The 13,846-nt window shown below is 57.2% G+C and carries 13 protein-coding genes and 1 tRNA gene; 3 read left to right on the top strand and 11 right to left on the bottom strand.

Annotated elements, in window-relative coordinates; all coding sequences use genetic code 11:
- Positions 1-10 precede the first annotated feature (10 nt).
- Positions 11-1,831 (top strand): outer membrane protein assembly factor BamB family protein, encoded by a 1,821-nt coding sequence (locus tag AB2U09_RS04900; protein WP_459191572.1) that lies wholly within the window; start codon positions 11-13, stop codon positions 1,829-1,831.
- Between the two features lie 43 nt (positions 1,832-1,874).
- Here the strand turns inward: AB2U09_RS04900 and AB2U09_RS04895 are convergent, their stop codons facing one another.
- From AB2U09_RS04895 to trmY, 9 genes are all read right to left on the bottom strand, one after another.
- Positions 1,875-2,462 carry a hypothetical protein gene (locus AB2U09_RS04895; protein ID WP_459191571.1) on the bottom strand — a complete coding sequence of 196 codons (588 nt, stop codon included), beginning with the start codon at positions 2,460-2,462 and terminating at the stop codon, positions 1,875-1,877.
- An 867-nt stretch (positions 2,463-3,329) separates the two neighbouring features.
- Complete coding sequence (locus AB2U09_RS04890) at positions 3,330-3,923, bottom strand: hypothetical protein (protein WP_459191570.1); 594 nt, start codon at positions 3,921-3,923, stop codon at positions 3,330-3,332.
- Between the two features lie 403 nt (positions 3,924-4,326).
- Positions 4,327-5,142 carry a hypothetical protein gene (locus AB2U09_RS04885; RefSeq protein ID WP_459191569.1) on the bottom strand — a complete coding sequence of 272 codons (816 nt, stop codon included), beginning with the start codon at positions 5,140-5,142 and terminating at the stop codon, positions 4,327-4,329.
- A 313-nt stretch (positions 5,143-5,455) separates the two neighbouring features.
- On the bottom strand, positions 5,456-7,096 hold the full coding sequence (locus AB2U09_RS04880) for a DUF7845 domain-containing protein (protein WP_459191568.1): 1,641 nt from the start codon (positions 7,094-7,096) through the stop codon (positions 5,456-5,458).
- Between the two features lie 2 nt (positions 7,097-7,098).
- Positions 7,099-7,239, bottom strand: a complete 141-nt coding sequence (locus AB2U09_RS04875) for a hypothetical protein (protein ID WP_459191567.1) — start codon at positions 7,237-7,239, stop codon at positions 7,099-7,101.
- Positions 7,240-7,357: 118 nt separating this feature from the next.
- Positions 7,358-7,558 (bottom strand): sigma factor-like helix-turn-helix DNA-binding protein, encoded by a 201-nt coding sequence (locus AB2U09_RS04870; RefSeq protein ID WP_459191566.1) that lies wholly within the window; start codon positions 7,556-7,558, stop codon positions 7,358-7,360.
- Entirely contained in the window at positions 7,555-7,791 is a 237-nt protein-coding gene (locus tag AB2U09_RS04865; protein ID WP_459191565.1) for a hypothetical protein, read from the bottom strand. Before AB2U09_RS04865 ends, AB2U09_RS04870 begins: the two co-directional genes overlap by 4 nt.
- Positions 7,792-7,855: 64 nt before the next feature.
- A tRNA-Pro gene (locus tag AB2U09_RS04860) sits at positions 7,856-7,928 on the bottom strand.
- Between the two features lie 97 nt (positions 7,929-8,025).
- The gene (gene trmY / locus AB2U09_RS04855; protein WP_459191564.1) at positions 8,026-8,622 is read right to left on the bottom strand and encodes a tRNA (pseudouridine(54)-N(1))-methyltransferase TrmY; all 597 of its coding nucleotides are present in this window, start codon (positions 8,620-8,622) and stop codon (positions 8,026-8,028) included.
- 89 nt (positions 8,623-8,711) lie between these two features.
- On the opposite strand from trmY, the gene AB2U09_RS04850 reads away from it, so the two are divergent.
- Both AB2U09_RS04850 and AB2U09_RS04845 read left to right on the top strand, forming a co-directional pair.
- On the top strand, positions 8,712-9,224 hold the full coding sequence (locus AB2U09_RS04850) for an OB-like fold-containing membrane protein (RefSeq protein WP_459191563.1): 513 nt from the start codon (positions 8,712-8,714) through the stop codon (positions 9,222-9,224).
- The gene (locus tag AB2U09_RS04845) at positions 9,217-9,738 is read left to right on the top strand and encodes a metal-dependent hydrolase (RefSeq protein ID WP_459191562.1); all 522 of its coding nucleotides are present in this window, start codon (positions 9,217-9,219) and stop codon (positions 9,736-9,738) included. The genes AB2U09_RS04850 and AB2U09_RS04845 overlap by 8 nt, the downstream gene beginning before the upstream one ends.
- 19 nt (positions 9,739-9,757) lie before the next feature.
- Here AB2U09_RS04845 and AB2U09_RS04840 read toward each other — a convergent pair whose 3' ends face one another.
- Together AB2U09_RS04840 and AB2U09_RS04835 are read right to left on the bottom strand one after the other, a co-directional pair.
- Positions 9,758-12,469 (bottom strand): nucleotide sugar dehydrogenase, encoded by a 2,712-nt coding sequence (locus AB2U09_RS04840; protein ID WP_459191561.1) that lies wholly within the window; start codon positions 12,467-12,469, stop codon positions 9,758-9,760.
- Positions 12,470-12,539: 70 nt separating this feature from the next.
- Positions 12,540-13,823: an AI-2E family transporter gene (locus AB2U09_RS04835; RefSeq protein WP_459191560.1), complete on the bottom strand. Its 1,284-nt coding sequence runs from the start codon at positions 13,821-13,823 to the stop codon at positions 12,540-12,542.
- Between the last annotated feature and the right edge of the window lie 23 nt (positions 13,824-13,846).

Here is a 13,846-nt window from a genome sequence, read left to right as displayed (position 1 = left end):
ATTATCAGATATGCAGTCTGTTACAAGTTTATTTGACAGATTGATGGGATCTATTTGGAATTATTGGAAGAAGGTGTCAGATTGGATGGGGCGGCAAATGTTAAACATATTTGATGTAATTACCGACGATAGTAAAAAAGATGGTGAGCCTGATGAGGAAGCGGAGGAGATGTTTCTTACAGCCTTTCGCCACCGATCCTGGAAATATCTAATAGCAGCAGTTTTCTCACCGCTACTGATAATTGCGTATTTCGATGTCCAATCTTGTGGTACTCTGTCAAATCAAACATATGGACTTGGTTTAGATTTAGCAGGCGCAATTATTCTAGGGCGAGGCCTCATCAAAGGGAGATATAGTATTCAATCGGAGTCAGCGATGAAGATTGGCCAAAATGTAGCCCTGAAGAGATCTATGGCAAGAGATTCTGTAGACGGCGTCTGGGGTATCTCATTACTATTTGTGGGAATCCTTCTTCAATTCATGGCTGTATCTTCGGTGAGGTGGACAGCACCTTTAACGGCATCAGACATATGCACAAATCCTCCCTTTGGGAGTTCAGATCTTCTACTGGGAATTTCATTCGCGATCATTGGCGGACTCTATCTACTTCGAAGGAGAGAGAAGGTGATCAAAGCACAATATCACATCCGTAGACACACATTTGATGCTCTCTTCCCTATGCCCGACTTTTACACTAGTTCTACAGTTGATATCGCGTTGGACTCTACTGACTGGCCACTTTATAGAAAAGATCCTCAAAGGACTGGAAATCAGCAAGAGGAATCCGCCCCTCAAACATCTCTAGTTTCGAAGTGGAACAAAAACGTCGGAAATCTATCTTACTCCCCCATCGCAATTGATGATAGACTCTTTGTTGGAACCGCGGATCAGCGAGTTCTTTGTTTGGATTCATCAAGTGGAAATGTTAGAAACGAGTATCAGATAGATCATAAGCTACGTACGACACCGGCTGTGATTTCTGAAATCCAATCTCAACGTGGCGATAGCTATGATTCCGGATACCTGATTGTTGGAGCCAGTGATATAGAAAAGCAGTCCGGAAATGTAACTTGCTTTAATGTATCTTCTGGTGTTCGAATTTGGAGATTTACTACCGAGAACCCTATCAGAGGATCTCCAAATATACTCGGCCAAGAAGTAATAATCTCTGACACAGGGACGGTCTACGGATTAGACCCACTAACTGGAAAATGTACTAATTCAATAGACTTTGACGGCATAATTAGTGATTCTGTAGCTGTGCATGAAAGTCAGATAATCGTTCCGGTCGGTGGTAATCCAGCCAAAATCAAAGCAATTTCTTTCTACAATGAGAATAAACAATGGGAGATATCCCAATCAGATGGTCGGTTTTTCACACCAGCAATCTACGATGAAGTAACATATATCTCTTCACGGAACGGAACTGGACACATCTATGCAATTAATGTTGCTACCGGTACTGAGATTTGGAGTAGAGAATTAAAAAGGAGAGTCTTTACTGCTCCTGCCGTCAGTGATAATGCTGTTTTTGTAGGTACGGGAGGAGAAACCAATGGCTGCTTATATGCTCTTGATCGGGAAGATGGTACAATACTTTGGAAATTTGAATCTTCAGACACAATCAAGACATCACCAGTTATTATAGATGAAGCGGTCAGCTTCGGGTGCGATGATGGCTCTATTTACCTATTAGACATTCAGTCTGGTGCTGTTATTGACCGATTTGACACCAACGATCAGATCATCCACTCCGCTGCCTTAGATAATGAATCATTGTATTTCTGTAACAACAACTGTGTGTACTCATTAACGGAAGGAGCAAAATGAGGCATAATATATCTCTTCCTATGGGAGAGTATATGCCCATTTATTATTTTGTATTAATAATTTTATCAGTACTGGGATCTACTGGGATCCCCACCTTTCGCCCAAGTTCGAACGCACCGTCTTGGTACATCTTTCGGGCTGGATAGTTGACCGGACACATGAACGTGAACGCCAGTGTGCCGTCGTAGCAGAACAAATTCGTGAACGCGAAGTCGCCGAAGACGTACTCTTCGCGGTCGTCCGGGAACTCCGGCAGGTCGGCCATCAGGCAGATGACTTCGAGGAGATCCTTCTCCAGTGCCGCGTAGTCCTCGCCCAGCTCCGCGAGCGTCGAGAGCGGTTCCCCACTCTCGTGGTGGGGGCAGTCTATCGGCTCGTCGGTGACGAACGTCATTCCGTCCGGGTGGTCCACGAATAGGTCGAATTCGAGGATGTATTCCGGTGCGTACGAGATGTTGAGTTGATTTACTTCCAGCGGAAGGTCCTCGGTCAGTTCTTCGAGGTCGTCCTGCGGTTCCTTCAGAGTGAGAAGGCCCCGGATTGCGGACTTGATTCGCGCTCGCGTCTCGTCGTTTAGGACTCTCTCACCCGTCCACGTTTCGCCGATCTCGACGGCCTGGTTCGTTGCCATCGTCGCTCGAAGCCAGGGAAGGGTGGAAAAAAGAGGCCAGCCTAGTCCGGAGTGGAAGTGAAATATCCCTTTTAATTGGTTGGTCCGGTAAACAGAACTGAGAGATACTCCGATTTGGTGGTTTCCTCACCGGAATATTCTCGATATGCTTGCGGACGAAATGTCGCAACGAGATCTGATGGGCTGACACTGATAGACGCGGTAGAACTGCTGGTGAGTAGGTAGAGTTTCCACGGATCAATCTGTGTTGCAACCTCCCCTATAGCCAAGAAGATTCCTGTAGCGCTATTGATAGAGAATTCAGGGACATCTATCCAGAGGAGAGTGAGTAGGGTAACGAGGCCCCAAACAATATGCGGCGAGATGCCGCAAACACGGACACCAATATTGGGCATATTAGGGAGATTCTGATAGGACACCGCATATGGACGCGGAAGCGGACCAACTCGGTCGTAATGAACAATCGGCGACCCGTTGAACAGATATCCAGAAATGTAGTGAGTGTACTCGTGTAGGTAGAAGTAGGTGTAGCCACCTAAGAGTAGCACAACGATTGCTTCCGTAGCTGATCCCATTGTCTGTAACACTACCGACGAGATATAAGAAAGACTGGTTGGATTTGAATGATACTACGGTCCACTCGTGAACACAAGGCCGATATCGGGGCTTGATAGGGTAACTCGCTGGTCAATTCCTTTTATAGAAGCCCATGACCCACAGCCCACAGCGGCGGACATCTTCCACTCTGTGGGTCGATACCAGTTGAATATGCACACGGTCGGGATCGACTCGTGTGCATATCGTGTCGAACGGTTCTCTCGACGTACAACCGCCAGGGGTCCAGATTAAACTTGCACGCAGAGGTATCTAATCTCGATCCTCGGCAAATTGAAGCCGATAATGTGAACCAAGAACTCCAAGAGCCAGTAAACCCGCAATGAAGTAACTCCCGCCAACAAAAAGGGGTGAACTAATCATCTCGATCGAATTGGGGACATCAACTGTATCGACAACCGCGAATCCCGCAAACGAACTAATGATGTAAGCCGCTAAGAAAAATAACCCCAATGCGATATTTGGCATTGTTAAGCCAAACGGGTGGTCATCTGCGTGAAATCCATATTTTTGTTCGTAATTGAAGCCGTCCACATTCAGTTCTCTCTGTATATCTATAATATGACCCTCAATCCGGACAATCCAGTTCATCGATTGGATCTGTCTCACGAATAACACCCAGATTATGAACGGAATAATTGCAACCAGAACGAGAGCCTGTTTACTTACGAATATCGAGCCAATGACCACGGCGATCGCAGCCATGCCCCGAGTGAACCGCCGAGACTGGAACTGGTTCAACAAACGAGTTTCCTGGCGCATCTGTTCATAATGCGAGATCAGGACATCAGTCTTCTGTGCTTGATCCTTTGTATTCTCAGTCTCGTCTGAATTTGAGTCTGCCATATCCGGGTAGATGACACTGATTCTGATAGAGGTTGGTGAAGTGGTTTATTGAGAAAGAACTGTACAAGAAACCAAGTATCGGGCCAGGAGGAATGGTTTTCAACGAGTGTCGAATCAAATATCGGCGAAACCCTCGAATATCCGGTATAGAAGCTCTGTTTTGTATGGAGTGGAGCAAAAATTGATTCAGTTTCTCTGCTACTCGTCAAATCACTTTACAGTGTATTCCTCAAAATCGCAAGACTGCGGTACGATGGAAAGATGTAAACGGAAACCTCCCCCCTATAGTATACAGTGGACAGCCCATCGCGCCCGCTCGCCGTCGAGGCGAGTGATGCACGCCATGGGCCGCGTCGCGAAAGCGGCCGGAGAAGTGTATATATAAGACGCGCGTATCGAGTAGTCAGTTAGTGGAATAAATGATTGTCTTCCAATCTATAGACTTTAGAAGTGCTATAATGCTATCTCTGTGATCTTCAAATATCACAATAACATCAGCTAATAATAGTATAGCAAGCCAGACCAATGCTCCAAGTCTCACTGAAGCAGCTACTGATTGCGTAATTTCAGTTTCAGTGAAAACGAACACACCTGTATCGTTAACTTGCCATATGCGGACTAAAATCCCACAGATGATTGCGAGAGGGAGAATCCGAAATATCTGGAACCTCCAATATGGTAGTATCCCATCTTCAAGAATTGATGGTTTATTTTCTGATATTTTACCATCGATCCAATCAACTAGACCACTCGCGATTGCACCACCAATAGCGAAGGATACAATTTGCAGTAGATATCCGATCGCGGGCCTGACCTCAAGACTAATTGCTAAGAATGAGACGGCTAAGGCGGTGAACGGCACAACGAATAGTAGCAGTTCGTAGCTTCCATCCGTTCTATTAAGAACGCGTTCCAGAAATCCTGCTGGCCCTCCCACTGATTGACCAAGTCGTTTCACCAACGCCCAGAATGTAAGTAGAAATAACAAAACGGAAGCTGCGATTCCGAGTCTCAAGACTCGTGGCTGAGAATTGACTTCTAGATTTGAGAGGTAGACTATAAACGCTCCAAAAATGCTTAAAAGAGTGAATAGCTTGGAGTTTTCTTCAAAGAATTCTCCAATAACGAATGTCGAATCCTCAACAAATACCAGTTTATGATCTTCATTCATTCTACGGTTGGATGGTTGATATTGTCGGCTTGGCTTCCCTCTTGGCATGGGTTTCAGATATCCTTCTTAGTAGACTATTCTTTCGACCTAGGGATCGAGATGCGGTGCGGTGTATTTTGATGATGTGGCCTTAGCCACACCCCTAAGTGGAAACGCGACCCCCGCGGTCGCGTTTCCGCTCGGGCGGTGGTCTAAGCCCATCGCCCATAGCCCATCGCGCCCAGCTCGACGTCCTCGATCTCCCACCTCACCGTGGGGTGAAACCCGCGATAGAGACGAAAATACCCGGAAAATAGCGTGAACCGAGAGTGTCGCCACTACCCGCGGACCGGGATACTCCCAGCCCGCGGGCAGGCGACCGCTACGCCAGCAGCCTCCAGGCGTCCACCCGGCAGCGTTCGCCGTCCGGTCGTGACCACTTCACGACCGCAGAGCGGAACCGCTCGGCATCCTGTTTCGCGTCAGTCCACATCGAGAAAGCCCGCTTCGCCAGGAACGACGGCGACGGGTCCGCGTCCGGGTCGAGTTCGCCGAACCGCATTTTCATCCGTGCATCGCCCTTGTCCCGATAGTCGATGTTGTAGCGGTCGCAGAACGCCAACAGCGCGCTCGTCCGTTCATCCAGGCCGCGCTCGGCCGCCTCCAATGCCTTCGCACTCGCTGACGCGGCATCTCTCACCGCCTCCTCGGCGCGCTGTACAGCGTCGTGGACCAATTCAGCAACGTACGTAGAGCGGAGCGACACACTCCCGTACTCCCGCTGTACGAGATCGTCCATCCGGCGGAGCGCGTCGCGGACGCTATCGACGTGCCGGCCCTTCTCTTCCGCTATATCGGCCGGGGCTACGTCGCCCCCGTCGGTGACCAATACCTCCAGAGATTCCCACTCGACGGGCGAGAGACCGTCTTTGACGTGCTTGAGAACGACGCTCTCTTGTTCGTGGTGGATGTGCGCTATGTCCAGCGTCGGTGGCTCCTCGAAGCCCTCGGCTACCTCTGCCTCGAAGTACGCATCCTCGACGAACGGGCCGCTCCCGTGGTCTGGCGCTACGTCCAGGCCGGCGTCGATGAGTACCGCATGAAGTACCCGATCCAACTCGCGTTGCAGCTGGGCGAGCGCCTCCTGGTCAGCCCCGAGCGTGTCGTCCCATCGACTCACCTGATAGGACACACCAACCTTCGGATGCGCCAGCGGGTCATCCGGGTCCCTCGAAAGCGCCTCGCGGGAGTAGTAGTGCTTCACCTCCACGGGTAGCTCGTGCGAAGGGAACGCCTCACGGACGCGCTCAGGGCCAAGAGTAACCGTGTGGTAATAGCCCGGCAAGTTCCGACCGTGTTCGTCGTCGTCGTTCTGCACTACCTTCCGGTAGCCCGTCCGGTCGTCTTCGAGCAAGTGCCCCATCGTTGCCACCGGGCCGTCCCGAGCGTGAACAGGGCCGCTCTCGTCCTTGTGGACGCGGACGTACCGCTCGGCGTCCTGCGTATTCGAAAACTCCAGCGGGTTCTCGAAGTACCCCATCGAGATACCGACCGCCTCCGCAGCGCGCTTGAGCAGGCGAGCGTACCGAAGCGCGTTGATGTTGCTCCCCTGGATACGGACGTTGATCCCTTCGTCCATCTCCTCGGGAACGTCCATCTCGAAGCGCTGGCCGTCATCACTCTCGACCTCCATGCCCTGCCATCGGGGTGCTAAGTGCGCGTTGAAGCTTTGCTCCCCGACCGGGTCCTCGTCGCTGGCCCGCGAGACGTGCAGCCGGAACTCGCGGATCTCGTCCAGGCGGAACTCGGTTCCCGTGGGCGTAGATGGGCCGGGGTGGACGATGCCGGAATCTTGATAATAGAGCTTCACGACCCAACACTCGCCGGCAACTTCGAAGCGGGCTTGTTGGCTACCGCCACCCGCTTTCACCTGCGAATCCGCCGCGAAGTACGGCGCTAAGCCGTCTTCGGCGAACAGGAGATTCGCCGCGTACTCGTGCCAGGCCGGTTCGATTGCGCGCACCTTCACCCCTCCTGGTCGACTTCAGCGACGGCGCGCTGGACCCGCGCCTCGCTTTCTGCGACCGGTTGCTGACCACTCCAGTCCCAGCGGATGCGCTCGCCCGTCTCTATGTCGTAGAGACGGGACGCACGGACGAAGGTCACTGGAACACCTCCTGGCGCTCCACACGGTCAGAGCGCGCTATCAGGAACGACGCGAGACGGAGGCAAGAGTGACCTGCCAGCGCGATCGAAGCGGCCAACAGTACCCACTCGACGGGGGTCACGTCGCCCCACCTCCGTTCAGCCGGCGGCGCGCCCGGCGTAGCAGGTTCCCGACCGTGCCCGGCGAGCGGCCGGTCTTGCGGGCGTACTCCCGCATCCCGTAGCCGTCCTGTTCGACCGCCTCGTAGACTTCCCGCTCCGCCTCAGAGAGCGCCGACAGGTCCTCCTCGTACTCGAAGAGCGACGATTGGAACGTCACCACCACTCACTCCCGAAGCACTCCGGATTCTCGCAGAGCTTGTAGTGCGGGTACGCCGCTACCGGTACGTCGGTGAAATCAGCGTCACCGCGGTAGTCCGCCTCGACGCACGCCGGCTGCGGCTCGTCACTGTCCGGGTCCGGGCGATGAAGGGTGTCGGCGTACTGCGAGCGATTCCGCACGGCCGTCTCCGGCACGTCACGACCGTCCGCATCGGGATGCGAACGGCTCACAGCGACCACCCCGCATAGCGGCCGCTAAGTATCAGAGAACCCTGGAAAAAGGGTATAAGGGTAGTGGGCCGGCGCGAATTCGAATCGCGGTTACGGCCACCCGAAGGCCGAAGGATACCAAGCTACCCCACCGGCCCGTGCTGGTAGCAAGTGAACGAAGACACTGGCTGGTTTTAATCCTTCCGAACCGAGGTCATCGCCGGACTGCGGGCGGGACGGGGCGGCGGTAACTGATCAGTACCGCCCGAAACCGTCGGTGTCGAGGTAGTTATGTGCCACCGTGATCGCGTGGTCTGCGTGGAGCCGCTCCGGCCCGAGCCGGACGCGTTCGTCGGCTGCCTCGGCCAGTAGATCGGCTTCCGACGCCGCGAAGTCGTTGTGGTCCGAGAGGACGAAGACGGGGTCCTCGGGCGGTTCAACATCGACGACGGGGTCGCCGGCCTCGTGGAGCTGGACGACGGTGCCGTCGCGGGCGGCGTCGTCGAGCGTCGGCTCGAACCCGCGGCGGGTGAGCGAGACGCCGGGCGAGGTCTCGACGGGCTGGTGACCGATGGCCTCCTCGCGCTCGGCGAGGGCGTTGCGCACGAGCGCGGCCGTCGAGCGCTCGTCGGGATTGAGCCGACGGAGTCGGTCGCCGTCGAAGGTCACGGTGAACTCGTCGGCGAGGACGAGGTGAACCCGGACGTCCTCGCGGATGTCGTGTGAGAGGAAGAACGCGGAGGTGACGCAGCGACAGAGAACGTCGAGGCGGCCGGCGCCGCCGGCGATGTCGTCGAGCGCGAAGTCGTCCGTCGTCGGCGCTTCGTGCCCGAGGACGATGAACTGACGCATAGCCGGTCGGACGGTCGGTCGCGGTAAACCTCCGTCGAAGCCGGCCCGAGCGCGAAACCGTTATTTCGGCGGACCGCTCACACCGGAGCGTGCATCCGCTGGTACGAGTCGTCGGCGTCGTCGCGCTCCTCGGCGCGGTGGTCGGCCTCTGTGTCCACTACGACGCGACGGAGAGCGACAACGTCCCGTATCCGACGGAGGAAGAACTCGCGACCGACTACGAGACCCACGTCGGTGAGGTGGGGTTTCTGTCTGGGACGGTCGAGGGGAGCGACGCGGACGCCGACCGAGCGACGGTCACTGTTGAATCCGACGAGGGTGACTTCCGAATGACAGTGGACGGATTCACAGCGCAGGTTCGACCCGGCGGGGTCGTGCAGGTCCACGGGACGCTCGAAGCGGACCGGACGATCGCCGCCGAGAACGTCGCGGTCGTCAATCCGGCCGGCGGGTCGAAACCGTACAAGTACGCGGTCTCCGCCGTCGGGGCAACGCTCGCGGTCGCACTCTTCTTCAGGGAGTGGCGGTTCGACGCCGATTCGCTCGCCTTCGAGACGAGACCCAGCGAAGCGGGAACCGACGAGGTGAGTACAGATGGCTGACCTGCTGACGCACGTCCTCGCGGTGTACGTCCTGCTGACGGTGGCGAGTTGGCGCATCGAGGCGATCACGCCGCAGTGGGTCGCCGTCGGGATGTGCGGCGGCGCGATCCCGGACCTCGTGAAGACGGAACTCGTCCTCGATTCCGCGGTCGTCGAGGGTGTGTTGGGCACGCCTTTCGCCTATGACCCGGTGAGTACGCTGGGCGGAGTATTGGTGATCGCCGCGGCGATCACGCTCGCGTTCGCCCGCCGATACTGGTCCCGCGCCTACGCGTTTCTGGTTGCAGGTGGCATCACGTCGCTTGTCCTCGACGGCCTCCGTGTTTACGCGGACAGCCGTGCGGGGCCGTGGCTCTACCCGTTCTCGTGGTGGCGCCCCCCGACGCCGAGCCTCTACGTCACCTCCGACCCGCGAATTCTCGTCGTCGCACTCGCCGCCGCGAGTGCGGTGTTCGTCGTCGATCGGAAACTGGTAGGGCCGACGACCGCGGAAGCGGGAACAGCGCAGAGGTAGATCGCGGGTTAGTCGCTACTCACCACGTCAGACCTTCGTAGGTGATCCCTTCGCGGCGCTCGATGATGTGCCGGCCGTCGACGACGACTGGGTCGGCCATCGCGTCGAACTCCGTATCGAGCGCGGCGAACTCGTCCCAGTCGGTGACCGCGACCGCCGCGTGGGCGCCGTCGAGTGCCGCTGCGGCCGAGTCGGCGTACGCGATCTCGACGTCCTCGTAGTACTCGTCGAAGCTCTCGGTCGCCACGGGGTCGTAGGCGACGACCTCCGCGCCGCGGTCCTGCAGGCCCTCGATAACCGGGACTGCGCGCGTCCCGCGAACGTCGTCGGTCCCGGGCTTGAACGACAGGCCGAGGACGGCGACGCGCTTGCCGGCCACGTCGACGTGGTCGTCGAGCAGCGATAGGAGGCGCTCGGGTTGGCCGTCGTTCACCTCGACGGCAGCCTCCAGGACCGGGGGCTCGTACCCCGCGTCGCGGGCGGCGGCGATGATCGCGTTCGTATCCTTCGGGAAGCAGTTGTGAACTACCAGCCCGTCAGTCGTCACAAACGTGTGGTTGTCTTCGACCTCCAGCGAATAGACCTCCGTAGAAGTGTCTTCGACGGAGATATCGTTGACTTTGACCGATGTATGGGTACCTCCGTCAGCGTGACCAGTCGGTTTGACATCTCTGTCATAGCCGTCGAGTCGCTCCTGAATCTTTGCCTGTTCTGCCGGGAGGAACATCTCCTTCAAGAGAGCGATCTGTCGTTTCGAGCTTACTCGGAGGAAATGTGCTGGTTGAGTCGATTTGGCCGACTGTGATGTTTTGTAACTCGGAACGATCCCGAGACTGTGAAGGAGGAACTGCATACCCTGTATCAGTTCTTCGCTCACGGACCCGTAGTCGTACACGACAGCGTTGGAGTGGTTCGTGTATTCGATGTAACCGTCCCCTCGGAACAGCCCGGATAGGAGCGCCTTCCTGTGTTCCGGTGGTTCCTGAAACGCGAGATCAGGGATCCGGGCAGTATACGATCCTGTTCCACAGTCGAGCCAGTCGAGAAGATAGGCGAACACGCGGCTCGAAACCCCGATCTGGGTAGAGGTCTCCTGCGTCTCTGTTCGGTATCGAATTCCGAGGCGCTCGAAGTACGATTCGACCTCGGAGACGTATTCCTGCTCGTCGCTCGGATGGAAGCTCAAGAAGACGCGCTTTCGGATATTCGACCCGTGTCCCGAGTCGTCTTCATTGATGTGCCCTTCGCTGAGATAATATCCGATGAACCGCCAGAACTCTTCGTCGGCTTCGATAATTGCGGGGATATATGTCTGTCCGCCGCCGACGGTCGTGTAGAGTGAGAGGTCAGTGCGATCGATCGGCAATTCGTCTTCATATTTGAGAAAGACATCCAGCGGGAGGTAGTTACTTCGGACGAGATCGTGGAGCTTGGAGTAGCTAAACTGGCGATTGTATTCAGCCAGTACTTCGCGGAGTTCATCGTCAATGGCTTCCAGTTCGAACGACGGTTTCAGATAGACGCTCGAATTGTCGAATTGGTCCGAGGAATCGACGAGATCGATAAGGTCGATTTCACCGATCGGGTTTGCCGGCAGATCCGTCTGCACCGGGAGCTGATGGCCCGGAGATAATGTTTTTGCCTCACGGATGACTACATCACCGCGTTCAACGGTCACCATCGGATGGTCCGCAGTGACAGTGACCTCCTTGTTCATCTTCGTTTGAACGGTGTAGAGGTCGCCATCGTACGGACGTCGCGTCGCTGCCTGTACGGATTTGAACTCAAACTCTCCCTGTTCATCACAACTGAGAACGGACACATCGTCCACGATCCCATCGTGGACGTACCGGTCGAAAAACTCGGCTAGCGTCAAGAGTTTCGTCCCTTCTCCGTCTTTCGCCATCACTCGCTGGTCACCAGTTAGACATGACCCGCCCCATCCGAGACCGGAGCGGAGGAACTTCCCGCCGATGCGGTCGTCCAGTGCGATGGCGTCGGCCACCTCGTAGGCGTCGACGTCGAACTCCTTGCAGATATTCCCGATATCGTTGATCAGGGAAACCTTCGAAGCGAGGAAGCCGTTGTTGGCGTACTTGATCATCTCGGCCTCGCGGACGCCGGTCTCGACGACTGCCGCGTCGCTCGATTCGACCAGCGGCGCGAACAGGTCGCCGAGGGTCTCGTAGGCGTCGTCCTCGCGGGCGCCGAAGACGATCTTCTGGGGGCCCATGAAGTCCGCGACGGCGGTCCCCATCCGGAGGAATTCGGGGTTCATCGCCACGTGGAAGCCCTCGCCGGCCGCCTTCCCGGAGGTCTCCTCGATGGCCGGTGCGACGACATCCTCGGTCGATCCGGGGACGACCGTGCTCTTGACGACGACGAGGTGGTCGCCGTCCTTCTCGGCGAGCGCCTCACCGAGCGAAGCGGCGCCGGCCTCCATGTAGGTGAGGTCGATCGCGCCGTCGTCCTCGGAGGGAGTCGGGAGCGCGAGGAACGTCACGTCGGTTTCGCGGACGGCGTCGTAGTCGGTCGTCGCCCGGAGGCGCTCGCCGGCGTGTTCGGCGATTAACTCCGCCAATCCGGGTTCGTGGATCGGCGTGTCGCCGTCGTTGATGGTCGCGACGACGTCCTCGTCGACGTCGACGTTCGTCACGTCGTGCCCCAGGTCCGCAAGACAGGCGGCGACTGTCGTCCCGACGTAGCCGCTGCCCACGATGCTGACGTGCATTGACAGGACGGTTGGCGACCACCGGCCTTCAGGATTCGGATCACCTCGGAACAGCTGGGTAGGTCTCGGGTCAGTCGTCCTCCGGAGATCGGTCAGTCCCGTCCGGGCCGGCATCGCGGACGTCCGGCCCGCTGTTGCTCTCGCCCGACACGGATCCGTCGTCACCCGGGGCGGTGCCGCTCTTGCCCGCCTGATCGGTTGGAACCGGACCCTCGTCCTGCGGGTCGGCACCGACCGACTCGGCCATGGTAGCAGTATTCGTCAGCCGTTCGCCGTGGAGGAGTTCCGGCAGGGCGATCCGCACGGCTTCCAGCATCGCGATGAGGACGATCGGGAGCAGGAAAAAGCCGTACCAGCCGAACAGGATCGGTCCGAGGAGATAGGCGAACATGAGCATCATCCCGTCGAGTTTCCGTCCGGAGATGTACGGCTGCAGGAACGTCTGCGGGAGGAAATCGAGGACGAGGAAATACGAGACCGCGACGGCGGCGACGAGCGTCAACGACAGCTCTCCGACTCGCGTCGCCTGGTACGCGAGATACCCCAGGACCGGGACGTAGATGATCTTGCTGACGACGACCGGGATCAGGCTGGCGACGCCGCTGAGAAAGCCGAGGACGAGGACCATCGGGATCGCGGCCTCGGGCGGAACCAGCCAGTTCGTCACCGCGTACGCCGCGCTCGCGAGGACGAACATGACGGCGACGAACAGGAAGTTCCCGAAGAAGACCGACTCGAGGTCGGCGTCGAGTGCGGTCGCGTATGCGTAGGCCGTCGTGTCGCGGCCGCCGAACAGTCGCTCGAGCGCCGCCGACAGCGTGTCGTCGTTCTCCAGCAGGAAAAACGACAGCGTGATCGACATCGCGACGAACAACAGCGTCTGCGCGACCAGAGTGATCACCGTCGTCCCCCGCTGGAAGATGGTCCGCGCCGTCTGCTGGGGGTTCTCGACGAACTCGTCTGGGTTCTGTAACGCGGTCCGCAGTGCCTCCTGTTCGTCGACGGGGATCTCGCCGAGACCGACGTACCGCGCGGCCATCGAGAGTGGGTCGACACTGTCACCGAGCAGTCCCGCCAGTCCCGTGACGAACTGGAATCCGGCGTAGAGCGTGAGGGCCACGATGGGGACCAGTACGATCAGGACCGTGATCCCGGCCGCGACGGCGTCGGCGTCTATCACCTGATCAGCGCGGTCGTTTATCGGACGCGTCGCGTAGTAGCCGAACACGCCCGCGACTAGGAGGCCGACGAACGCGTAGGCGAGATAGGCCGCTGCGATGCCGAGCAGACCGATGAACAGCCACCATCCGACTCGCGCGCGATCGGTCGGCCACAGGCGGTCGGAATCAGCCATGCGTAACAACCGACGGTTTCGCC

It is taken from the genome of Halosimplex yunnanense (genome assembly GCF_054504345.1).
The sequence above is the reverse complement of the archived record's forward strand: the minus strand, read 5'-3'. Positions and strand labels throughout refer to the sequence as shown.